17 protein-coding genes and 1 pseudogene are annotated in these 23,795 nt (G+C 67.4%); 6 read left to right on the forward strand and 12 right to left on the reverse strand.

All coding sequences use genetic code 11. The annotated features are described in order from the left end of the window. Positions 1–57: 57 nt before the first annotated feature. Both F0U63_RS37550 and F0U63_RS37555 read right to left on the reverse strand, forming a co-directional pair. Positions 58–927 carry a LysR family transcriptional regulator gene (locus tag F0U63_RS37550; RefSeq protein WP_395837786.1) on the reverse strand — a complete coding sequence of 290 codons (870 nt, stop codon included), beginning with the start codon at positions 925–927 and terminating at the stop codon, positions 58–60. A gap of 68 nt (positions 928–995) precedes the next feature. After that, the gene (locus F0U63_RS37555; RefSeq protein ID WP_395837788.1) at positions 996–1,976 is read right to left on the reverse strand and encodes an NAD(P)-dependent alcohol dehydrogenase; all 981 of its coding nucleotides are present in this window, start codon (positions 1,974–1,976) and stop codon (positions 996–998) included. 168 nt (positions 1,977–2,144) lie between these two features. Between F0U63_RS37555 and F0U63_RS37560 the strand changes: the two genes are divergently transcribed. From F0U63_RS37560 to F0U63_RS37580, 5 genes are all read left to right on the forward strand, one after another. After that, positions 2,145–4,388: an ATP-binding protein gene (locus F0U63_RS37560; RefSeq protein WP_395837790.1), complete on the forward strand. Its 2,244-nt coding sequence runs from the start codon at positions 2,145–2,147 to the stop codon at positions 4,386–4,388. Positions 4,389–4,516: 128 nt separating this feature from the next. Next, positions 4,517–5,044 (forward strand): hypothetical protein, encoded by a 528-nt coding sequence (locus F0U63_RS37565; protein ID WP_395837792.1) that lies wholly within the window; start codon positions 4,517–4,519, stop codon positions 5,042–5,044. A 226-nt stretch (positions 5,045–5,270) separates the two neighbouring features. Further along, positions 5,271–6,845, forward strand: coding sequence for a PAS domain S-box protein (locus tag F0U63_RS37570; RefSeq protein WP_395837794.1), 1,575 nt, complete (start codon positions 5,271–5,273; stop codon positions 6,843–6,845). Next, positions 6,842–7,237 carry a type II toxin-antitoxin system PemK/MazF family toxin gene (locus tag F0U63_RS37575; protein WP_395837796.1) on the forward strand — a complete coding sequence of 132 codons (396 nt, stop codon included), beginning with the start codon at positions 6,842–6,844 and terminating at the stop codon, positions 7,235–7,237. The genes F0U63_RS37570 and F0U63_RS37575 overlap by 4 nt, the downstream gene beginning before the upstream one ends. 132 nt (positions 7,238–7,369) lie before the next feature. Next, positions 7,370–7,813 carry a nuclear transport factor 2 family protein gene (locus F0U63_RS37580; RefSeq protein ID WP_395837798.1) on the forward strand — a complete coding sequence of 148 codons (444 nt, stop codon included), beginning with the start codon at positions 7,370–7,372 and terminating at the stop codon, positions 7,811–7,813. A gap of 58 nt (positions 7,814–7,871) precedes the next feature. Here F0U63_RS37580 and F0U63_RS37585 read toward each other — a convergent pair whose 3' ends face one another. Both F0U63_RS37585 and F0U63_RS37590 read right to left on the reverse strand, forming a co-directional pair. Continuing rightward, a complete protein-coding gene (locus F0U63_RS37585; protein ID WP_395837800.1) occupies positions 7,872–9,467 on the reverse strand; it encodes an RICIN domain-containing protein in 1,596 nt (531 codons plus the stop codon). Between the two features lie 193 nt (positions 9,468–9,660). Beyond that, on the reverse strand, positions 9,661–10,140 hold the full coding sequence (locus F0U63_RS37590; protein WP_395837802.1) for a VOC family protein: 480 nt from the start codon (positions 10,138–10,140) through the stop codon (positions 9,661–9,663). Between the two features lie 121 nt (positions 10,141–10,261). On the opposite strand from F0U63_RS37590, the gene F0U63_RS37595 reads away from it, so the two are divergent. After that, positions 10,262–10,519: a hypothetical protein gene (locus F0U63_RS37595; protein WP_395837804.1), complete on the forward strand. Its 258-nt coding sequence runs from the start codon at positions 10,262–10,264 to the stop codon at positions 10,517–10,519. A 101-nt stretch (positions 10,520–10,620) separates the two neighbouring features. Here the strand turns inward: F0U63_RS37595 and F0U63_RS37600 are convergent, their stop codons facing one another. The 8 genes and pseudogenes from F0U63_RS37600 to F0U63_RS37635 form a co-directional block, all read right to left on the reverse strand. Beyond that, positions 10,621–14,088 (reverse strand): hypothetical protein, encoded by a 3,468-nt coding sequence (locus F0U63_RS37600; protein WP_395837806.1) that lies wholly within the window; start codon positions 14,086–14,088, stop codon positions 10,621–10,623. Then, a complete protein-coding gene (locus F0U63_RS37605) occupies positions 14,082–14,621 on the reverse strand; it encodes a DUF1318 domain-containing protein (RefSeq protein WP_395837808.1) in 540 nt (179 codons plus the stop codon). Before F0U63_RS37605 ends, F0U63_RS37600 begins: the two co-directional genes overlap by 7 nt. Further along, a complete protein-coding gene (locus tag F0U63_RS37610) occupies positions 14,618–18,310 on the reverse strand; it encodes a hypothetical protein (RefSeq protein WP_395837810.1) in 3,693 nt (1,230 codons plus the stop codon). Before F0U63_RS37610 ends, F0U63_RS37605 begins: the two co-directional genes overlap by 4 nt. Before the next feature lie 230 nt (positions 18,311–18,540). Further along, complete coding sequence (locus F0U63_RS37615; protein ID WP_395837812.1) at positions 18,541–19,692, reverse strand: alkaline phosphatase PhoX; 1,152 nt, start codon at positions 19,690–19,692, stop codon at positions 18,541–18,543. Then, positions 19,689–20,447 carry a hypothetical protein gene (locus F0U63_RS37620; protein WP_395837814.1) on the reverse strand — a complete coding sequence of 253 codons (759 nt, stop codon included), beginning with the start codon at positions 20,445–20,447 and terminating at the stop codon, positions 19,689–19,691. Before F0U63_RS37620 ends, F0U63_RS37615 begins: the two co-directional genes overlap by 4 nt. A gap of 27 nt (positions 20,448–20,474) precedes the next feature. Next, positions 20,475–21,290 carry an SGNH/GDSL hydrolase family protein gene (locus F0U63_RS37625; protein WP_395837816.1) on the reverse strand — a complete coding sequence of 272 codons (816 nt, stop codon included), beginning with the start codon at positions 21,288–21,290 and terminating at the stop codon, positions 20,475–20,477. A 419-nt stretch (positions 21,291–21,709) separates the two neighbouring features. Beyond that, a pseudogene (locus F0U63_RS37630) lies at positions 21,710–22,885 on the reverse strand (IS3 family transposase). A gap of 193 nt (positions 22,886–23,078) precedes the next feature. Beyond that, positions 23,079–23,795 carry a TVP38/TMEM64 family protein gene (locus F0U63_RS37635; protein WP_395837818.1) on the reverse strand — a complete coding sequence of 239 codons (717 nt, stop codon included), beginning with the start codon at positions 23,793–23,795 and terminating at the stop codon, positions 23,079–23,081.

Raw genomic sequence — 23,795 nt, forward strand, 5'->3', positions numbered from 1 at the left:
CCCTCGCCCGGGAGGATTCGCTCCTCCAGGGAGCCGTGGCGAGGTGGCGGGGAGGCCTCAAGGCTCCGGCTGCAGGCTGTCGAGCAGCGCCTTCAGCGCCAGCGAGGGCGTCACCGAGCGCGCGTAGACCGCGTTCACCTGTGTCTCCGGCAGGGGTTGGTCCGGCAGGAGCCGCAGGAGAGCTCCCTGGTCGAGTTCGTGCGAGACCAGGAACAACGGCACCAGGGCGATTCCCAGCCCGGCCCGCACGGCATCGCGGGTGACGAACATGTTGCCCGTGCTCATGCGCCAGACGATGCGGACCGTTTCCTCGCCGATGTTCCAGTGATCGATGTCGATGCGCGTGACGATCGCCCGATGACGGCTCAAGTCCTCGGCTCGCCGCGGCATTCCGTGGACATCCACATAGGCGGGAGCGGCGACGAGCACCATGGGCACCGTGTCGAGCTTCCGGCTGATCAGCTCACTGTCATCCAGCACGCCCATGCGAATGGCGAGATCATAGCCCCCCGCCACCAGGTTGACCCGCTCGTCACTCAGGCGCAGATCGATGTTCACGGCGGAATGGCGCTCGAGAAACCGGAACAACCTCGGCGCGATCACCAACTGGCCATAGGCCACCGTCGCGGACACGCGCAGCAGACCGGAAGGCGCGGCGTGGCCCGCCATCACCTCGACCTGGGCCAGCTCGGCATCGCGGACGATGGGGCGGATGCGTGTGAAGTAGCGCCGGCCCACATCGGTCAGACTCAGTGCGCGCGTGGAGCGGTGCAGCAACGGCGCGCCGAGCCGCTGCTCCAGGAGCGCGAGCTGACGGCTCACCGTCGCCTTGGGTATGCCGACCGCGCGGCCCGCCGCACTGAGTGAGCCGTGCTCCACGACCTTCACGAAGAGCGCCATGCCCTCGAAATCGATGAGCTGATCCATTGTTCCACTTCCTGGACGCCGCAATTTCAAAAACGCCCGGGGCGCCAGGCAATCGCCCCCGGGTGGCTTCAGACAAATATCACCGTCTTGCCTTGCGCGTGCCCCTCGGCCACGTGACTCATCGCCGCGGCGGTCTCGCGCAGCGCGTACCGCCGCTCGATCACCGGAGTCACCTTTCCGGCTTCGATGAGCGACCGGAGGAAGAGCAGATCTTCCCGCCGCGGCATGGCCATCAGCGACGTCATCCTCTGGCTGCCGAACATTCCCGCCAGCATCACTCCGAGCATCCAGACGACGGGCCCGATCCAGTTTCCGCCCGGAGAGCCAGCGGAGGAGACGAACACCCCCTTGGGCTCGAGCACCGCCCGGCAGCCGGAGACCGGGCGGTTGCCCACCAGATCGAGCATCACGTCGTAGCGCTCCGGGCCCCGCGTGAAATCCTCGCGGGTGTAGTCAATCACCCGATGGGCTCCGAGCGAGCGGACCTTGTCGACGTGGCGCGTGCTGCAGACCGCGGTCACCTCCGCGCCCAACGCCCTGGCGATCTGCACCGCGAAGGTGCCCACGCCTCCCGAGGCGCCGTTGATCAGGACCTTCTGCCCCGGTTTGAGCTGCCCGGCGTCGCGCAGCCCCTGCAGCGCGGTCATTGCTGAAATGGGCACCGCCGCCGCCTGCTCGAAAGTCAGATTGGCGGGTTTGGGCGCGAACAGGTCCGCGGGCGCGCACACGTATTCGGCGAAGGCGCCTCCCGGCACCTGGCCGTAGACCTCGTCTCCGGGTTTGAGCGTGGTGACGTGGGGGCCCACTTCCTCCACCGTCCCGGCCAGCTCCTGCCCCGCGATGCGGCGCTTGGGCCGCAGCAGACCGAACACCAGACGGACCAGATACGGCGTGCCGGTGAGCAGGTGCACATCGCCCTGGCACACCGCGGCCGCATGCACCCGGACCCGCACCTCGCCGTCACCCAACACCGGCCGCTCCACCTCCTCGAACCGGAGCACCTCGACCGAACCGTAGGCGGGTTGGACGATCGCTTTCATGGTCTTCATCGGGCTCTCCTGGCCCACGCTGTAAGCCGTGTCAAGCCGACCCGCCAGATCATACGGCCCTTCCACGCGACGTCGCGGGCCAGCGCCGTGCCCCTCGCTCCCTCGCTGGCTCAACGAAGCGCATTCCCGCGATATGGTGCCCGCGGGTCACCGGCCCAGCGAGCCCCCATGTCTCCATCGTCCAGCCCCCGAGTCCCGCTGGCCCGATCAACGCTCCTGAAGATGGGGGTGCGCATCGGGGTCATCATCGCCCTGTGCACGCTCTTCAGCTACCTGCACATGCTTCACACCGTGCGCACCAAGGCACTCGCGCAGTTGCAGCAGCATGTCGCGGAGCGCAGTGAGCGGGAGCAGACCCTCTTCGTGCTGGCGGAGGACAACCACGCCTTCCTCAAGAAGGCCCTGGAGGAGCGGATCCGGGTGCTCGAGCGGGAAGACGTGAGCGCCCGCTTCGAGAGCCTGTTCGCGCGGCGGCCCGATGGCACGGTCCGCAACAGACCCGAACTCTTCGACGGAAAGAGGCAGGTGCAGGGCTTCATCTCCCCGAACGTGGTCATCGATGATGGATTCCGCACCCGGTTCATGGCCGCGTATGACGTGCTCACCCGGTACGGGCCAGCCATCGGCGTCCGGTTCACCACGACCTACATCAACCTGACGGAGGGGGGGATCGTGGGCTTCTGGCCGTGGGCTCCCACCTGGGCCCAGCAGATCAGACCGGACTTCTCGATCACCGACTACGAGGACTACACGCTCACCCTGCCCGAGAACAACCCCCAGAGGCAGACCATCTGGACGGGCATCTATCTGGAGACCGTCTCCAATGTCTGGATGGCCTCGGTCTCGACACCACTGGACATGGACGGTCACCATGTCGCGTCGATCGGCAACGATGTCCTGCTCGACGAGTTCATGCACCGCACCGTCAACGACCACCTGCCCGGTGCCTACAACATCATCTTCCGCGAGGACGGCCAGCTCATCGCCCACCCCGAGCAGAGGGTGGAGGGCGCCACCACCCCCTACAACATCCTGAGCGCCGCCGAGCAGCCCGGGGCCGAGGCCCATCGCCTCGGCTCCAAGGAGAGCGCGGCCCATCTGCGCGGCATCTTCGAGCGGGTGAAGAACCGCGAGCCCGGTCAGACCCTCCTGGCGGTGCCGGAGTACGGCGAGTACGTCGCGGTGATGCGGCTGAAGGGTCCCGGCTGGTACCTCGTCACGGTGTTGCCCGAGAGCATGGTGTCGCGGCCCGCCTTCGCCGCGGCACGCTATGTGCTGCTGATCGGCCTCCTGTCGCTGCTGCTGGAGCTGGTCATCATGAACCGGGTGCTCCAACGGCAGATCTCCCATCCCCTGGAGAAGCTGACCCGGGCCACCGGCAAGGTGGCGACCGGCGACTTCCAGGTGGCGTTGGACACCGCTCGCCAAGATGAGCTGGGACAACTGGCCCGCGCCTTCCAGCATATGGCCGACGGGGTCCAGCGCCGGGAGGGAGCCCTGCGCCAGGCCCATGAAGGGTTGGAGCAGCGGGTGGAGGCGCGCACCCATGAGCTCGAGGAAGTCCACGCGCAGTGGATACAGACGGCCCGGCGGGCGGGCATGGCGGAGATCGCCACCAACGTGCTGCACAACGTGGGCAACGTGCTCAACAGCGTCTACACCTCGGTCCAGCTCGCCAGGGATCGGACGGCGGGGATGCGAGTGGAGCACGTGGGCCGGGTGGCCCGGATGCTCGAGGAGCACCAGTCCGACCTCACCACCTTCCTGACCGGGGACGCGCGCGGGCAGCACCTGATGCCCTTCCTGGACAAGCTGGGGGAGAACCTGCGCGAGGATCGCGCGGAGATCGTCTCGCTGATGGATGACGTGAGCCGCTACACCGAGCACATCGGTGACATCGTCAAGGTGCAGCAGAACTACGCCCGCCTGCCCCGGCTGCACGAGCCCGTCGACCTGGCGCTGCTGGTGGAGGACGCCTTGCGCATCAACTCGGCCGGGCTGACGCGTCATCAGGTGAAGGTGGTGCGCAACCTGGTGTCGCTGCCCCCCGTGATGACGGACAAGCACAAGACGCTGATGATCCTCGTCAACCTGGTCTCCAATGCCAGGTACGCCCTGGACACGGTGGCACCGGGCGAACGGCGCCTGAGGGTGACGTTGGAGCAGTCCTCCACGAACCGTGTCCGCATCGGCATCCATGACAATGGGATGGGAATCGCCCCGGAGCTGCGCCCCCGCCTCTTCCAGCCTGGCGTCACCTCGCACACGCACGGGCACGGCTTCGGCCTGCACGCCAGTGCCCTGGCGGCACAGGAGATGGGCGGGTCCTTGACCGTCCACAGCGAGGGGAGCGGACACGGAGCCACATTCATCCTGGAGTTGCCCTCCCCCCCGGCCCAGCCACGGGCCTGAAGACATCTCCATCGACCCGGCCCGCGTGCCGTCCAACCAGCGCGCCGCTCCATTGTTTCATTCCATGGACACCGCTGTTCCAGAGGCACCTCTGTTGGTCCAAGGCCTCGCCTTCTATATCCAGGACCATGACGCCTCCCCCCGCGACCGGCCCTGAGATGCCGGTCTTCCCCACCGCCCCCCAGGCCTCGACCCGGACCCGGCTCACCAAGGCCCTCCTCGGGTTCACCATCGTCGCGACGGTCCTCGTGGTCGCCATCGCCGACGTGTTCAACTCCACCCACCTGTTCAATCCGCGGTGGCCGGGCCATGCCCGCTTCCACATCGGAATGCAGTTCACCACGCTGGTCCTGGTGTCGCTCGCCTCGCTCGGCGCGCTCGCCGGGCCCCTGGACAAAGCCAAGGCGTGGCTCGCGGCGCTCGCGCCCCTCACCTTCTGGCCGGGCCTGCTCGTCGCCTGGTTCATCCCCGGCACCGACGTCTATGCCACCGACGAGCTGCGCCAGATGGGCATCCCCATCAACCTCGGCCTTTCCCTCCTCTTCATCGCCGTGACGCTCTGGGGGGTCTGGCTGGCGAGCACTCCGGAGAAGCGGGCCCGTTCCGCCCCGGACGCGCCGCGGAGGATGCACGAGGGGCGGCAAACCGCTGCGTAGTCCTCGCGTGTCCGCGCCCTCCGGGGGAGCACCACGGCACCCACTCGCATGACGTTCGTGCCAGCACCCTGCTATACGAGCGCTCCTTCCAGCGCTTCCTCCTTCAACGCCACCGGGACAGCCCGTGGTCGGGGCGCTGTTACGGGGTGCAGATGGCCGGCCTCACCTCTTCAGCGCGAGCAACTTCCAGGTCCCCCTCCGGTCCGCGTCTCCTCCAGGAGATGCGATGAGCGCCTCCTCCGGCTTCCCCCAGGTGGACGAGAATCAGCTCCTTCATCTGCTCGCCAGCCATGCCGCCGAGGCGTTCTACCTGATGGACGACAAGGGGCATGTCACCTACCTCAACCCGGCGGCCGAGCGGATGTTCGGCTGGACCCGGGAGGAGATGCTCGGGCGGGTCCTTCACGATCTCCTCCACCACCACCATCCGGATGGGACGCCGTTCCCCATGCACATGTGCCGCCTCGGGCTGGTGATGACCGAGGGGCGGACCCTGAGGGATCACGAGGATCTCTTCATCCACCGGGATGGCTCGTTCATCCCCGTCCTCTGCTCCAACGCCCCCATCCTCGCCGAGGGGCGCATCGTGGGCGCGGCGCTGGTGGTGCATGACCTCACCGTGCGCAAGCGGGCCGAGGAGGCCCGGGCGGAGCAGGCACGGCAATTCCAGCTGCTGATCGACACGCTTCCCCACCTCGCCTGGATGTCCCGGGCCGACGGCGCCTGCGAGTTCGTCAACCGGCCCTGGCACGAGTACACCGGTCTCTCCATGGCGGAGTCGCTCGGGTACAACTGGACGCTCGTGGTTCACCCGGAGGACCTGCCGCACGCGCTGGAGCAATGGCGGCGGGCACTGGAGAGCGGCGAGCCGTACGAGACCGAGATGCGGATGCGCCGGGCCCGCGATGGGGCATGGCGGTGGTTCCTCGCCCGGGCCCAGCCGGCGCGAGCCGCGGACGGAAGCATCGCGCGGTGGATTGGTTCGTGTACCGACATCGACGAGCAACGGCGCGCCGCCCAGGAGCGCCTGGAGCTGCTGCGGCGCGTGCAGACCGCCCACGCGGCGGCCGAGGAGGCCAACCGGCTCAAGGATGACTTCCTCGCCACCGTGTCCCACGAGCTGCGCACGCCGCTGACGGCGATGCTCGGGTGGATCCAACTGCTGCGCTCCGGACGCCTGCCCGAGGAGAAGCGCGGCCGGGCCCTGGAGACGGTGGAGCGCAACGCCCGCATCCAGGCGCAGGTCATCGAGGACCTGCTGGACATCTCGCGCATCATCACCGGCAAGCTCCACCTGGAGCCCGGGACGTTGGACATGAAGGCCGTGGTGGAGGCCGCGCTCGAGTCCACACGGCAGCTCGCCGACACCAAGGGCGTGACCCTGGAGCTGGAGACCGGCGCGGAGCCCCTGCCCATGCGAGGCGACGCCGCGCGGATTCAACAGGTGGTGTGGAACCTGGTGAACAACGCCATCAAGTTCACGCCCCGGGGAGGCCGCGTCACCGTCCAGTTGCGCCCCCTCGACGGCGAGGTGGAGCTGCGGGTGGCGGACACCGGCATCGGCATCTCCCCGAGCTTCCTGCCCCACATCTTCGAGCGCTTCCGCCAACAGGACGGCAGCAGCCGCCGGGCCCACGGAGGACTCGGGCTGGGACTGGCCATCGTGCACCACCTCGTCGAGCTGCACGGAGGCCACGTCTCGGCGCACAGTCCGGGAGAGGGCCTCGGCGCGACCTTCGTCCTGCACCTGCCCCGGGAGCCCCGCCCTCCACCTCCGGCCCCACCCGCGAGCGCGACATGAAGACGAACCCAGAGCAACCCACGGGCACACGCGCGGCGAGGATCAACCGCGGTGACGTGTTCTGGATAGGGCCGGATGACTCGCGAGGACCTGTCCCGAGCTACTCCCATCCCCACGTGGTGGTTCAGGACGACGTCTTCAACCACTCGCGCATCACGACCGTGGTCGTGTGTGCGTTGACGTCGAACCTGCACCGGGCGAACGAGCCGGGGAATGTCCTGCTCGAGGTGGGCGAGGGGAACCTTCCCAAGCAGAGCGTCGTGGTCGTGTCGCAGATCTCCTCGGTCGACAAGGCCCGCCTGGGTGAACGGATCGGGTCGCTGTCCGACGCCCGGGTGGAGCAGATCCTGGCCGGGCTGCGATTCCAGCAGGTGTCGTTCTTCGGGCGGTAGCCCGCCCGCGCGAATGCCCGACAAGCCTGCAACGATGAGTTGCAGGCTTTTCTATTTCGTGAAGAGGGGCGTGCCGGTACTTCTGCGGCACCTCAGCAAGGCATTCGTCAACGACTGACGAGGAGAATGGCAATGACCAGAAACGAGCAGGTGATCCGCGCGCTCTACGAGGCGGCGGAGGTCCAGGACGTCGAGAAGTTCGTGTCGTTGTTCGCGGAGGATGGCTACTTCTACGATGTGTCCGCTGGCCGGAAATATCGTGGCCAGGAGATTGGCCGCACGGTGGAGATCTACGCGACGGCATTTCCCGACATGCACCGGGCGCTCGACAAGTTCTATGTCACCGGTGATGTCGTTGTGGTGGAACTGTCATTGAACGGCACGCATCGGGGGCCGCTGGAGCTGCCTGTTGGAACGATTCCCGCGACAGGCAAGGAAATCCACGCGCCCTGCTGTGACGTCTTTCACTTGAAGGACGGCAAGGTCCAGTCGTTCCACTGCTACACCGCCGCGACCATTCTGTTGGGCCAGCTCGAGGTTCTCACGAATCTCGAAGCCGCGATCAAGCGTTCCTAGCCATCGCCGTGCAGGGAAGGTCGAGCTGACCTCCCCTGCCTCCAACCCGTGAGCGCGACTACTGAATCCGCCGCGGCCCAGAGCACGCCTTGACGCGATCCTTCGCGGCCGTGCCACTGTCCTTGGTGTACGCGTAGGGGACCGAGAACACGCTGCCACCGACATCCCGGGAGGTGGACGTCGACTTGCCGGTGTAGACGTTCCCGCTGTCGATCGCGATCGCGCCCGGAGCCTGGAGCCAGTGCGGCTTGCTCGCGTTCTCGAAGTAGTTGCTTTCGACGCGCGCTTGCGCGTTCTCCGCGGCGGTGATGCAGAAGTAGGACGTGTTGAGCCAGTAGTTGTTGTAGAGGTGGGCCTGCATCAGCGCGCCACCGAGCTTCGGGTTTCGCCCCGAGCTGGTGTCGTACCAGTTGTGGTGCCAGGTCATCTTGGCGTTATTGGCGAAGTTCACGAAGCTGTGCTGACCACCACACTGGTAGGGATTTCTCCCATTGATGTAGGTCCACGAGAGCGTGATGTAATCGGGATGGACGCTGGTCTCGGAGGCCGTGGTGCCAACGTCGAGATAGCCATCGCTGATGAGCGAGATCGAGCAGTGGTCGATCCACACGTGCTTCGACGAGGTGATGGTGAACCCGTCTCCCGCCTCGATGAGGCCGGGGTTCACGTCGCGGATGTCGAGATTGCGGAAGATCAAATTCTCCTGGTTCCCAAGGTTGAACGACGCCCCGTAAAGGGTGGCACCATCGCCCATGCCGATCACCGTCTTGTTCGACTTGACGTTGATGGTGGTCTCGTTGCGCGTCCGGGTGGCCGTCACCTCGTCCGAGTTGCAGGTGCTCGACACCCGGAACTCCTTGATGGCCTTGCCCATGGAGTCACAGGACGCCTTCTTCTCGCATCCCGACACGGTGCGCGCCGCGGTCCTGAAGTCCAGGTCATTCATGACATGGAGCACGCGGGCCTGGCCATCCTCCAGGTACTGCTTGAGCTGACTTGCCGTCGTGACCTGGATGGGGGTGGCATTCCCTCCACCCGTGGTGCCACCCGCCTGGGCGGCGAAGCCATCGGGTTTGTCGGAGAGGGAGATGGCGCAGGGGTCGCCTCCCCCACTCGTGCCGCTGGCCACCAGCTTGAACTTCTGGTTCGTCGACCCACCCCAACCCCATTGCTGGAGCCCCGTGCCGTTGCTCGTCGACCCGCCGATGACGTCAATCACCAGGCCGCTGTGACGAGCCGCTAGCTTCACCGTCCCACCGCCGGCGTCCTCGATCAGGAACTGCTGGTAGGCCCCGCCCGAACAGGACCACTGCTTGATCAGGGCGCCGCTGCTCGTCGAGGCATCCGCGACGTCGAGACACAGGCCACTGGAGACATTCTTGATGCTGTAGTAGCCGCCCGACTGCGCGAGGAACTGGAACTGCTGGGCCACTCCCCCGCTGCAGGTCGAGATCACCGCGTCGGTCCCAGCGCCCGTACTCCCCCCCTTGGGTTGTACGCACTTGTCGCTTCCCACTCCGACGAGGTTGTACGTCTTGCTGGTATCGACGGAGAGCGCCTCGACGAGTCCTCCGAGCGCCTCGTCCAACCCACCCTCGGAGGTAGCCCCCCCGCAGCCCGGAGTGATGGCCCCCACGAGAGACAGCAGAAACAAGCGAGAAGCTGCTCGACGCATCCAAACACCCCTTTCAACGCAGAAGCTGGGTTTGTCTGGCCTCCCTATCATAACGTTACGATTCTTGAAAACGTGATTAAGCCTAAAAACCAATATTCTTGAAAAACCGGAAGAGTTCCGGCCAGTTACGCCGGAACACGAGTCCACCCAGGGCGCACTCCCGCCGGGTTCTTCAGGCGCCGCCCGCCGCGGCGCGCTCGACCGCGGCGATGTCGATCCGCTTCATCTTCAGCATCGCCTCCATCGCGCGCCGGGCCTTCGCGGCATCCGGGCTGCTCAGCAGTTCGCTCAGGCGGCGGGGAACGAGCTGCCACGACAGGCCGAACCGATCCTTCACCCAGCCGCACTGCTCGTCCTCGGGATGCGCCGACAACGCCTGGGTCAGCCGGTCGACCTCGGCCTGATCCTCGCAGTGGATCTGGAAGCTCACCGCCTCGTTGAACTTGAAGTGCGGGCCGCCGTTGAGCGCGACGAAGCGCCGGCCGCCCAGTGTGAACACGACCGTCAGGACGCTGCCCTCACGTCCGCCCGGGTTGTCCGCGGGCGAGCGCACCACCTCGTCGATCCGGCTATCGGGCACGAGTGACACGTAGAAACGGGCGGCCTCCTCGGCCTGTCCGTCGAACCAGAGGCAGGGACTGATCTTCTCCATGGCCATTCTCCTTCACGACTGACTTTCAACCCTTGATTCTACCCCGCGCATTCGCAGCACCGCCTGAACGCGCTATCCTGGGAAAGCCCTTCATCTCGGAAAGGCACACCAGGAGGCACACATGCAGGCGAAGTCCTTTGTCATGGGCATCATGTTGGTCGCGGGGCTGTTGGCGGGCTGTGGTGGCATCGAGGGTGACACGGAGACCGGGTCCGCCCCCGCTGAAAGCGCCGAAGTCAGCGCTCAGGCGTGTAGTGACTGTGGCTGGCTCTACGTGCGGTGCATGTCGCGCGCGTCGACCAACGAGGCCGCGGCGCAGTGTGAAGAGTCCCGGGCGCTCTGCGAGGAGACCTTCTGCTACCCACTCCGGAAGGAGTAGCGGACACAGCCGCGCCGGGCGGTGAGCGTGGAAGCGCTCACCGCACCGAGCGCGGCGCAGGCCGGGCATCCGATGGATCGGAGCGGGCTCACGCCCGTCGACTAGGGCTGTGCGGGCAGCACCAGGGCGTCCCGGACCTCCGCGGGCGGGTTCGCGTTGAGGGCCAGATAGATCTCGAACCACGCCAGGTAGGAGCGCCAGGAAGGATCACGCTGATCGATGAGGGAGCGTTGTGCCTGGCCCAGACGCTTGGGCACATCGAAAGGCACCCGCGTGTTCCCATCCGAGTGCAGCTGCGCCGCGAACCAGAGCACGTCGAGCTGACCGGCATCGACCGGTGCGTGGGTGCGCTCGATCAGGGTGTCGGAGTGCTCGAGCGCCAGGCCCAACCAGCGGCCCGCCCGCGCCGTATCCCGGCGATCCACGGCATTCTCGGCCAGCCGCATCTCCGCCAGCGTCACCGCGCGGAGATCCTCATCGCGATCCGACTCGGCGAACTGTTCCAGGAACAGCACGCGCCGCTGCTCGAGTGCATGGGCGGCGGCGTCCAGGTGCCCGAGCCGGGTCTCCGCATTGGCGCGCAGCCCCGCGGCGATGATGCGATAGGAGCGCTGAACGTGCTGGGGGGTGGCGTGTGCCTGGTTCAGCGAGGCTCGCACGGCGGGGGTCGCCAGGTCGCGCTCGACCCTGTCCAGGTCCTCCAACGCCCGCTGAGGCTGATCCGCCCCCAACTCCGCGGCGCAGCGGGCCAGCCGCACCACCAACCGGTTGCGCAGACCCTCCGCGTCGCTGGGGCCTGTTTCCACGGTGGGCAGCTCGCGATCGTAGAGCACCAACGCACGCTCGAATCGGCCCGCGGCGAGGTTGTAGAGCGCCGCGCGATCCAGTGCCAGGGGGACGAACCTGGCCAGCTTCGGTGTGGCGTCCACCATGGCCAGGGCCTGATCCGCCGCCTGGGCGGCCTCTTCCTCGCGGCCGACGTGCAGGAGCGCCCGGGCGCGGGAAAGGGACACCGCCAGCCCCGCCGCGTTGTCCACGTAGGGCAGCTTGTCCCGTTGCTCGAGATAGCCCAGGGCGATGTGGAAGTTGCCCACCTGGGTGTGCAACAGCCCCAACGCGCCAAGGATCATCGCCCGATAGCGGACGTTGTTGCGCACCAGGTCCAGGGCGATCAGGTAGTGCCGGTTGGCACGCTCGGCGGCGGCGGGAGCGCGACCGCGGAGGAAGTCCTCGTGATGAATGGCACCCAGGAGGGCATGCACCTCGCGTTGGTTCTTGAGCTCCTGCCACGAGGCACGCAGTTCCTTCACGGCCGCCTGCACCGCCCGAGCGTGGGCGCGGTCATCCTCCAGCTTGGGCAACTGGCGCGCCGTGAGGTAGGCCTTCACGAAGTGCGCGAGCGGCCTGGCCATGCTCGTGGAGGTGGTGGTGACTTCCTTCTCCACCACCTCGGGGCTGACGCCGGCACGCAAACGCAGACTCATGGACTCGGTTGCACTCTCCAGTGAGCCCGTCCGTTGAGTCACGAGATCGAAGTCGGCACGGGCTTCGTCCAGGCGCTGCCTCCCCAACCGGCGGTAGGCGCGGCCCATCAGCGCGCGGCGAAACAACCGCTCGGCCTGGCGGCGTTCCTCGGTGCCAGGCGGGGCGTCGTCGACGTAGACCGTCGCCAAGGCCTCCAGCACGCCATCGGCGCCGAGGCCCGCCGCGCGCTCGACGGCGTCCTGCACCAGGACGCGCCGGCGAAGGGGCTCCTTCTGCTGACGGTAGAACGCGATCAACGCCTCCCGGACGGCGCGGGGGGGACGCTCGTCGTGCAACGCGTTGACGTGCCGGCCCAGCTCCAAGGCGAACGCATAGGCCGAGCCGGCGGGCGCCGAGGCGAGTGCCCGGGCCATGGCGGCATCCGCCTCGTCATAGGGGCGTCCCCGGTACAGGGCGCGGACGGCGGCGCGAGCGAAGTCGAGCTGGTCGTCGTCGGGAAACACCTTGTTCATGGAGAGCCGGCGGCCGGCTTCGACCAGGGCCTCCCGATCGTCGAGCGCGCGGTACAGCGCGTCCGCTCGTTCGTAATAGGCTTCCAGCACCGCGCGCGGCGTGGTGTCGGTCAACTGGGCTGACTCCAACTCCTGACGCGCCAGCGTGAAGTCGCCGGCGGCCTCCGCCAGCTCACTGCGCACCACGTGTTGGAAGACGGCGGAGGGTGCACTGGGAGCGGCGGCGGGATCCAACGCGGCCATGCGTTTGCGTTCGGCGTCGAGCGGCTCGTCCACCATACGGCCGCGTTCGCTCTCCTTCATGGCACGCCGGTGGTCGATGAGGAGCCGCAACGGCTCCGACAGTCCCGCGGTGGCGGGATCGTCCACCCGGTGCATGTGGCGGGCGTAGAACTCCGCCGCATCGAAGTCCTCGGCGGCCAGGTGGAGCTGGCTCAGGCGCATCATCAGCAGACGGCGCAGCTTGGGCCGGACTTCGCGCAGCAGGCGCTGGTGGTAGAGCAGGAGTTGATCCGCGCGCCTGCCGACCATTTTCAATTCCGCGCTGAGACGAGGAACGTCCCAGGTGCTGGGAACCTGGCCATCCAGCGGCAATTGATACACATCCAGCGATTGATCGCGCGAACAGGTCGCGATGAGTGATGCGGCCGCGGGCGCCGGGTACTCGCAGCTCCAGGACACACTGGTGAGCTGCTCCGGACTGGAGGCGGCGGCCAACCCGGGCGCGTCCTCGCGCTCGGCGGCGAAAGGCACCCGGAACAGCACTCCCCTGTCGCTGGCGTCGATCACCCCATCCGCATTGGAGTCGGTGAAGAACTGCACCACGTACAGCGAGCGTCCATCCCGCGCGAACACCGGCTGTCCGGTCTGTCCCGGAAGATCGAGCGCCAGCGGGATGGGGGCAGCGCCGGGGTGATCCAGCCGAAGTGCCTCCAGATGGGACGAAGCGCGCGCGGCGAAGCCAGGGCCCACCTGCTGCACGGAGCGCTCGACCGGGACGTACACCAGCCAGCGCCCATCAGGAGAGAGAGCGGGACTGGTCAGGTTGCGCTCGAGCAGGGGACTCGCGCTCAACTCGCGCGCCACCGTGACTCGCGACAAGCGCAGATCGCCCTGGATGGTCGCCCGGTTCACCAGCGCGATATGCGAGGCATCGATCCACTCCGCCTGCAGCGCGCTGGTCTCTTCCTCGAGGCAGCGGCGGCCCTCCGCGCCAGGCAGTTCCCGCACACACAGCTGGCCGCTGGCCTGGTTGCGGAACGAGATGTAGAGCAGGTGTTTGCCATCGGGACTGACCCGCGGCCAGGTCACATCGGCGCCTTCGTCGAAGAGGCGGCGCTCGCGGCCCTGTTCCAGATCCTGAACGTAGATCTCGGTCGCGATGTTGCGGTTGGACACGAAGATCAGCGTGTTCCCATCGGGCGCCAACTGCCCCAGGAATTGATCCCCCATGCCCACGGTGAGCCGTGAGGGCCTGCGCAAGCCTCCATCGTTCTCATCGTCCTGAGCCCAGGCGCTGCACGCGAGGAGAACGGCCAGGACCAGGAAGCACCGGCCACGAGGCGTCAGCACTTCTTTTCTCCCCAGGTGCCATCCTCGGACTCCACCCAGCCGCCGCAGATCACCCCCTGCGCGTGCACCTGTTGCCAGCTCCGGCGCAACGACTCCTCGGGCACCCCGGGGCGGACCGTCCGCATCCACTGCCACAAATGCCGCCGGGCCCGGTTCACCCGATCCACCAGGGCGGCGTCATCCGCCGACAGGCGTCCGGACTGGCAGCGGCTCCGGGTGTCCACCAGCAACCCGTCCCTCCCCTCGCCCACGCAGTGGCGCCGCAGCAGCTCGTCGACGCGGTCCGCCTGCGTCCTGCCCAGGTTCTCGACCAACGGCGTGGGTTGGATGCCCAGCTCCTCCAGTTGGTTGGGCGTGAGCGGCACCGGGGTCGGGCTCATGCCCGCCCGAGCCAGACGCCGTTCCACGTCCTTGAACGAGCCCGAGGCCTGTTCCTCGAGCGCCGTCGCGCGATCGACCATGATGATCTCGGGGGCGCGGATGCACCCGGCAAGGGCGAGGGCGGCGAGCAGCAGCAACCCGCGGCGTTTCATGGCGTGGCCTCCGACAGGGACAGGGACAAGGAATTGATGGCACGGTCGACGATGGGGCCCATGGGGATGCCCCGGATCTCGTCGATGCTGATCAGCCTGGCCAGACCGCCCATGGTGATGCTCAGGCGGCCGAAGCCGCGGTTGAAGTTCACCCGTACGTGCTCCGGGTAGCCCAATCCCAACGCGTAGCGGACGCGGTTGGTGGCGTGATCCGTGTGGTGCGGATCCTCGAGATCGAGCAGGTCGAGCAGGTGGCGGTTGCCAATGCGCAGGATCTCCGCGCGTCCGTTGACGCTGCGATCCTTGCCGGAGATGACCACGGCGGCATTTCCGTCAAAGGGCTCGCCCCGGGACGACTTCACGCCGGTGGCCCGCACGTGTGCCTCCAGGGTGGAGTACTTTCCCTGCCAGTCCAACATGCACTGTCCGGTGATACGCCCACCACGGACGCCCATCTCCAGCTGACTCAAGGACACCCTGTTCTGGTTGATGGACAGGTTGCCGGCCAGGGGCGCGATGGAAATGAGCGGCGTGGTGATGCTGCCCACCGACATGAAGCCGTTGCGCGAGAGCAAGGGGTGTTGGTCCGCGAAACGCAGCATCGAGTACGGATTCACGTCGATGTCGTTCAGCAGCCGCACCCGGCCCTCGGTGAATTCCACGTTCTCGGTCAGCGGCACGTTGCCATCGAGCCTTTCGATCGCGATCCCCGATCCGGGCAGCCGCAGGTTCACGTTCTGGAGGAGAAGCTCGGAGAGGGTTCGGAAGACCACCAGGTTGGGCGAAGCCACCTGGAAGTTGACCGTGACCTTGCCGCTGCTCTCGACGACGCCAGCCTGCGCGAGCTTGGATAGGTCCTGCTCCAGCTCCCCCCGGACCGCCAGGCGGCGCCGGTCGTCACCGAGCTCGAGCCGGCCCCTGGCTTTCAGCAGGGTACTCGTCCCCGCGTTGGACAGTTGCAGGTCGGGGATGTGAATGACGCCATTGGGCTCACGGCGAGCGGAGAACGACCCTTCCAGGTCCTGAACCGGATAGGGCAGCGCTGGCCTCTGTTCGAGGGAGCGGACCTTCAAGAGTTGTCTCAGTTCGATTTCGTCCGCTTCCCACTTCTCGGGGATGGTGGCGGTGGTGTCGCTGGACACATCAGCGAATGACAGCCGGCGATCACCCATGCCCACGGCGAGTTTTTCCACCGACAGGTTGCTGTGGACGATTCGCCGTGGGCCCTCGGCGCGCGACTCGACCCGCCAATGCAGCGCGGGGAGGTTGATCGACTGGCCCTCCTGTCTCCAGCGGATGCCGCGCGCGTCCACCACCGCATTTCCCTCGAAGCTGGCGGTCCGCAGCGGGGCGGAGACCAGGCTCGGGGTTCCGTCAGCGGCGATGTCCGTGAGCACGCCGAGCAGCGTCCCATGCAGCTCGACGTTCAGCGCGAGCCGCGAGGGATCCAGCTCCGCGGGGACCCGGGCCTTGGCCAGGAGAGGCGACAGCGCACCGAGGGGCGGAAGGTCGCCCTTGATATCGCAGCGAAGCGCGCGGGCTTTCCGGTCGAACGCCAGTGCGGCATCGAGTGCGATCTTCAGCCCCTCGTGGCTGGTGAGCCCCAGCCGGAGCGACGGCTTTCGGCGATCGAGCTCCAGCGTCAGGCTCTGGTGCTGAGAACCCGCGTCGTTCTCACCGACGCGCAGCCCCTCGATTCGAAGATCCAGTTCGCCCTTGTGCCGCCAGGAATCTCCTCGCGAACGCATCTCGACGGCGAGGTTGCTGGCCGACACGTCGTCCCATCCCGGCCGCTGCAGACGCAGCTCCGTTCGGTGCTCCAACCGTGGCGAGGAGGAAAAGAGCGCCGCCAGCTTGCCCGTGGAGGCCAGGTTCACGGCCAGGTGATTCCAGGGAACGCGTGCGGCGATCGACTCGGGGATGAAGGGCCGGGCGGCGGCGAGGTCCGGGGTCTGGACGGCCAAGGTGTACGCCACCTCGTCGGTCCCCTTGGTGGCATCCATCGACGCGTGCAGCGTGCCAACGTCGAGCTCCAGACGGGCACGGGCCCGACCGAGCCGCGGCTCGTCCAACCGAGGGAACGCCTCCGACACGTTGAGCTTCACGTGCACGGGGCCCTTCAGCACCTCACGGCCATCCGCCATGACCACCTGGAGTGCCCCCACGGGCACGTCCGCTTTCAGTGCGAAGGGCGGCTCACCCGCCAAGGGGGCATGGAGATGAAATCCCAAACGTTCAGCGGTCGCACGGAGCCCGGAGGCACGGACGTCCAGTGCATCCACCATTCCGGACAGGGCCACATCCCCCGCGACCTTGATGGGCGAGGCGGGGTCTGGCCGCAGTTGGTGACCCTTCAGTTCGCCGTGGGCCTTCGGAACACGAAGCGAGGTGGGTCCTCCGACCTCGAGCCCCTCGAGCGCGAAGACGAGTTGAGCGGCCAGGCCCTCTTTGGGCTCAGGGGTCGCCACCAAGGAGACGCGTCCACCGCCGAGTGCCACCTGAAGATCGTCTCGAGCGACCTGGAGCGCCGCGACGTCGATGTCCAGCCCGAGTTTGCCTTGGGCTCCCAGCCGCGGCATGGCGCTGAGCGTGACCTCGTGGGCATCCAGATGCACCTTGCCGCGCTCGATGGAGAACGGACGCCACTCGGCGGGGAACCGTTGCAGCAGCCGTCCGAGATCAACATCCGCCAGGGCCCGCGTCACGACGGGCGGGACCGCCGCGGCATCCGGAAGCACCAGCTGGGCTTGCACTTCGGCGCTGTCGGTCAGCTGGGTGCGGTCCAGCTCGAGGGCGATGTGCCGCTTCTCGGCATCGAACTTCGCGGAGGCCGTGCCGTGCAGCAGGGAGCGGACCGTGAGCCGCGGATCGAAGGTCTGCCGCGCGACATCGAGCTCCACTCGCGCGCGAGCGGCCGATGCCCCTGCCTCCGCCGAGAGGGTCAGCTCCAGTTGGGCCAGGGCCCATGGAATGGCCGGGCCTTCACGGCTCAACTCCAATGGAAGCGGCGTACCGCTCTGGCCTGTTCGCGCGAAGACCTTCCATCCATCGTCCTGGGGCTTCGCTTCGACCGTGGCCGCGAGCCCACGCAAGGACCAGCGCTCAATCACTTCACCGTTCCGAACGCGGACGTAACTCAACGACACGCCCGACACTTCGACCTTCCCGATGGGTGGCGCCGAGGCCAGGAGGGCGGCGACCCGCTGAGAGGCTCCGAGAGGTGCTTCGACGGGCGGCGGCTCGGGGACTTCCGGCCCCATCAAGCCCGTGAGAGACGTGGACCCGGCCTCGTCGGCGACCAGGACCAAGGCCACGTCCCGCACCGCCACCCGCTCGACCAGGGTGGTCCCGCTCAACAGCGAGCCGAGCGACCATCGCGCCTCCAGGGTGCCGACGCGCAGCAGCTCGGGCGCGACGCCCTGAAACGGCGAGGGGGTACGCACCACCAGCCCCTCCAGGCGCAGACCCGAGAGCACGGCGACCTGGGCTGTCTGGTAGTCCAGCCGCAGGCCAGTGGCCGATTCCACCCTGGAGACGATGCGCTGTTTCAGCCAGGGGCGATCGAGGCTGTGCAGCGCGACCAGCGCCGTGACCAGCACCAGCGCGAGGGTCGCGACGAGCAGCAGGAGCACGCCTGCGATGATTCGAGCCAACCGCCGACGAGGTCGTCCAGCTCCGGGGGATTCCATGGTGTTCGGTCGGGAGCGAGCGGCCCCCCGCGTCCTACCATGCGGCGGAAGCGGGTTTCAATCGCCGGGACCCGGCGGGCTCGGCACCTCAGAACCACCCCTTTGAGAAGACATGACCCCCCATGAAGCGCCCAGCAAAGGACGCTCTTGGGTCTCTCTGGTTTCATGAGGCGTCGGAGCTTCCACGCCCCGGTGCCGCCCGAGGGCCGCGCACCGGGGCAGGAGGGCTGTCAGCGGAAGGGGCCCGTCACCTCATAAGTGAGACCCAGCCCGTTGTTCCCCCGCTGCGAACTGAAGTAGAGCCGCTGGCCATCCGGGCTGAAGGCGGGGCCCGTGAGCTCCGAGCCCCCCTGGCCCAACACCTGAAGGAAGGGCGATACCACGCGCTCCGGGGTAATGAGGCCCAGCTGGAGATCCCCTCCATCCTCGACCACGTAGAGATCGCCCGACCGGGAGACCACCACGTTGTCCACGCCGGTCAGCGGCGCGTCCGGGTAGAGGTCATCGTCGTAGAGGACCTCCAGGCGCGAGCTGGCCACGGTGTAGGTCCAGACGCGGTTGTCACCCTTGGTGGTGAAGTAGACGATGCCCGAGTCGTACCAGCACCCCTCGCCTCCGTTGAACGCCGTGGTCAGGAACGCGGTGGGCTGCAGGGCGGCGGGCAGCCGCTCGGAGACCCGCACCCAGCTCACCGGGCCGCCCGTGAGGGGATTCGAGCGGAAGCGGGCCGCCTCCAGGATGCCTCCCGATAGCGAGGGCCATGAGGAGGGCGTGAAGCGGTAGAAGCGCCCGTTGGTCCGGTCCTCCGTCAGGTAGAGGCGATGGCCATCCGGATCGACCGCGACCGCCTCGTGGGTGAACGTGCCCAGGGCTGGACGGCTCACGCCCTGCGAGGGTCGCAGCGGATCGCACTCGAAGACGCGGCCTCCTTCGAACTCCTCGCAGGACAGCCAGGTGCCCCAGGGCGTGGGGCCGCCCGAGCAGTTCGCCAGGGTATTGGAGAGGATGCGGTAGGCGTCGACGATGTCTCCGTTCCCGTTGAAGCGAATCGCCGAGGCCCCGCCGGGGATGAACTCGCTGTTGGAGGTGTACACCCAGCCTCCCTCGGGCGTGGCGAAGCAGGCGCCGCCGTCCGGGTTCAAGTGCCAGGGGTAGCTCGTCCCCGGGACGTGATCGCCCGTACGCGCGAGGAGCCGCGAGCTGAAGCCCGCGGGCAGCAGGAGGCCGTTGCCGTCGGGTGTGTCGGACAGGGGCCCGTAGGGGCTGGGACCGGGCTCGGCTGGAGAGGCATAGGCGCGCCGCCAGAAGGCCGGGCCCAGCGCGAGCGCTCCACCCCCGAACATGGACCACCGGAGGAAGTGTCGCCGGTTCACGGAGCTCATGGGCGGTCCACCGTGAACGTGAGGGTCTGGAAGGAGGCCTCGCGGTACACCTGGAGGTTCACCGTGCCGCCGGGTGTGGACAGTCGATCGGCCAGGGCTCCCAGCTGGTCAGGGGCGAGCGGCTCTCCATTCATGCGGAAGAGCAGATCTCCCTCGTGGAGGCCGAGCCGTGCGAAGACTCCGTTCTCCTGAACATGGGTGAGCCGGATGGCGGGCCGCGGAAACACCGTCACGGGCTCCGCCTTTGCGCCCAGGCCGTACTGGCCGCGCAGCTGCGACACCACGCTGCCTTTCACCTTCCAGCGGAGCCGGCCCTCGTGGACGGCGGCCGTGTCGAAGCGGTGGCGGATGACACGCAAGGACACCTCCCGGCCCACCGGGAGCAGTCGGGAGCCCTCGGGCCCCTTCAGTTGGATCCCCGCGGAGGTGATGGCTGTCACCTGGAGGTTGCGGCCCAGCAGCTCCCCCACATGCAGGTTGCGCGTCTCCCAGGTCGACGTGTCCGCCAGCGTCGCGAAGGACTCGGTTCGGACGGGACTGAGTTGGACTCCGAAGAGGCGATAGCGGGCGGTGCGCGCCTCATACGCCGCCGCCGCGGCGCCCGGCTCCGGCGCCAGCAGGCCCGAGAGCTCCGACTCGCTCACCCCCGTGCTCGGCAGCTCCCCGGCGGCTCTCTCCGGAGGAAGCGTTTCGGTGGAGCAACCAGCGAGCGTCACCACGGCCATTCCCCACAACAACACAGACGAGCTCTTCATGATGATTCCCCCCAAGGTTGGATGCCGTTACTCGAAACACTCCCCGACGGAGCCCGCGCCGTTCGGGTTGGTGGCCCAGACCGCGCACGCCAGCTTTCGCTGCGCCGGCACGCTGGCGTGGAAGCAGTCGGTGCCGTTGATGTCCGACGCGCGGAAGACGTACGTGCCCACCGAGGTGTTCTGGAAGCCCTCTTCGATGGAGCCCTGCCAGTCCGCCACGAAGTGCACGCCTCGCGGGTTGCGGCCGTCGGCGTTGGCCTCGTAGAGCTCGACCTCGGCGCGGATCGCCGCGTTGTACTCATTGATGCGGGCGCCGATCTGCGCTCGCCGGGCGCCGCTCTTCTCCGCGGTGACGATGCGGCAGATGCCCACGGCGGGCCAGATGATGTAGGGGCAATGCGGGCTCTTGGCAGTCCCGGCGGCGTAGAGGAAATCCACCCGAGGCACGCTCAGCACGTGCACCGTCGCGCCCGGCGGGAGGCATGCCGCCAGCTGATCCAGCCCCGCGCGCAGCGCGTTCACCCAGGTGTCGAGCGAGTACAGGTTCGCGGCGGCATCCGAGCTGGAGGACCTCGACCGGTTGCACACGTCGTTGGAGCCCAGGAGCACGGGGACATGCTGGGGCTTCTCCTCCTGCGCGCAGACCCGTGACGCCTGGACCGCGAAGTTGTTGCTCCCGCCGACCATCTCCGCGCCCGAGACGGACTCGGGCTGCTGGGTGAAGGAGGGGACGAGTTCCTGATACCGCATGAAGATGGAGTAGACGCTGCTGGAGGTGCCCTGCACCCAGCTCAGCTCCGGGCGGTCCGCGGGCCACCCATCCGCGAGTGCGCCTTGGGACATGCTGTCTCCCACGTTGGATTGCTTGGTGGGGAGCTCGGCTCGTGCCACACCTGCCAGGAGCCCCGTGGTTACTGCGCAGAGAATCCGCACTCGACATGCGCTCAAGACATGTTCCTCCGGTGAGTAAAGCACCGCGGCGTGTACAGGAAGGGCCTGGCGCGCCCCATCCGTCCGCGAGGCAGGCGCGTTGGCCATCACACGAGGACGAGCGCGGGAATCCACTGGTGACCTTCCCCTGCGCTGGGAGTCGCGGGTGGTGATGGCTGATGAGCAGGGGAGGCCAGGCTCCAGGTGCAGCGTCACGAACGCGGCCAGCTCGCCCGGCTGCCCGTGGCGGCCTCGGGCGAAAAAGAAAACCCCGGGTCGCCTGATGGCGCCCGGGGTTCTCTGGGCTTGCCCCGGTTACGTGGATAGTAGGGTTATGCTGCCAACTTTTGCGGTAAGGCCGCAAGCTCAAAATCCACTGGGCTGACATAGCCCAGTGATGAGTGCCGCCTCTGGCGATTGTAGAAGACCTCGATGTATTCGAAGAGCGCCGTGCGAGCCTGCTCGTGCGTGGCGAAGTCGGCGTCGTGAACGAGCTCCATCTTCAGACTGCTGAAGAAGCTCTCGGCCACGGCGTTGTCCCAGCAGTTGCCCTTGCGCGACATGCTGCACTGGATGCCACGAGCAGCCAGCGCCTTCTGGTAGTCCTCGCTGGAGTACTGGCTCCCCGGTCCGAGTGGTGCAGCAGTCCTCGCGGCGGTTGGCGGCCCTGGAGTGCCATGTCCAGAGCGTTGAGCACCAGGTGCCGGTCAATGTGCTCACTCATGGACCAGCCCACCACCTTGCGCGAGAAGAGGTCGAGCACCACGGCCAGGTAGAGCCAGCCCTGCCTCGTCCAGACGTAGGTAATGTCCGTGACCCAGGTGCGGTTGGGCTGGCCGGGTGAGAAGTGGCGCTCGAGGACATTGGGGGCCACGGGCTGGTTGTGGCGTGAGTCCGTCGTGCACACGAAGCGACGTCGCCTGCGCGCGGCCAGACCCTGCTCGCCCATGAGGCGCGCCACGCGCTTGCGGCTCACGCGCTGCCCCCGAGCACGCAGCTCGGCATGCACGCGGGGGCTCCCGTACGTGCCGCGGCTGTCCTAGTGCACCGCTGTCACGACTTGGGCCAGGGCTCGGTCCTCCTTGTGCCTCTCGCACTCCGGGCGCTCCTTCCAGGCGTAGTAGCCCGAGCGCGACACGCCCAACTGCTGGCACATGAAGTCCACGGGAAAGAGGGCCTTCTGCGCTGAATGCAGCACTCGAACTTCACGTCGAGCCCTCCTTCGCGAAGAAGGCCGCTGCTTTTTTTAAGAAGTCACGCTCCATCGTCAGCTGGCGATTCTCCTTGCGCAGCCGCACCAGCTCTTCCCGCTCGCCACCCGTCAACGCCCCTGCTGCCGGGTTTTTGCCCTCTGCTCCATCGGCCTCGCGCACCCAGTTGCGCAGCGCCGACTCGGTCAGGTCCAAGTCCTTGGCCACCTGGGGCAGGTTCTTGCTGCCCTCGCGCACCAACCGGACCGCCTCGGCCCTGAACTCCGGGGTGAAACTCCGCCTCTTCCTTCGTTCCATGGACACTACCTCCCGTGTAGCCGACTTATGGGGTATGTCCACTAAACTGGGGCAGGCTCAGTTCCTGACCGACACCTTGAAAGCGCATCGACGGGGCCATTCAACCCCCTCGCTGTTGCCGACACCGCAGGCGCTTCAGCTCGTAAACGCGGCCTGAGTCGGTGAACGGTTACTGCAAGTTAAGTTAGGTGCTCTAAAATGGATCAGGCTCACATGTGTCTTCCTCTCTCGTCACGACGGAGTCTGGCGAGCAGTTACGACGCCTGCGGGAGTGGACGAGCCACAAGATGAGGCCGGGCAGCAGCACCACTCCCGCGAAGAGCCGCAGGAAGGAACTGGACCGCATGGCGGAGGCGCCCACCGCAGCGTAGGTCGCGGAAATGCCGAGATTGGCAAGCGCAGTCGCGAGTAGGAAACCCCGCCGCGACATGCGGCTGACACCAGCGAAGACAACAGAGGCCTCGGCCAGCACAGGCACGGCCCGGAAGGCGACCAGGAACCAGTGGCCATAGCGCTCGGCCATGCAGGCTAGGCGGGCTACCTCGGACTCGCCGACCATGCGCCGCAGAGCGGACTCACCGGCTCTAGCTCCGAGCTGATAGCCCAGCCCGCTCGCCACCATCATCCCGGCCCAAGAGACGGCAGTCCCGCGCCAGAAGCCCAGCAGCGCGCCAGTAGCGGTGTTAACGAGACTAGAGGGAACTGGCAGAACGATGTCGCCAGCCAACAGCGCGCCCAGCACGAGCGCCACCTGCCAGTCAGGTGGACTCGTATCAAGTAGGCGGCGGGCGGCCACCTCCAGATCCTCGCCGAAGAGGAAGAAGGGAATTAGGATCGCGGCGAGCATCAGTGCGCAGAACCCCATCCACCCCGCCGCCACACGCTTCGATTGTCGCTCCCAGAGTGCCAT

The sequence above is a fragment of the Cystobacter fuscus genome (assembly GCF_044360685.1).
Taxonomy (GTDB): domain Bacteria; phylum Myxococcota; class Myxococcia; order Myxococcales; family Myxococcaceae; genus Cystobacter; species Cystobacter fuscus_C.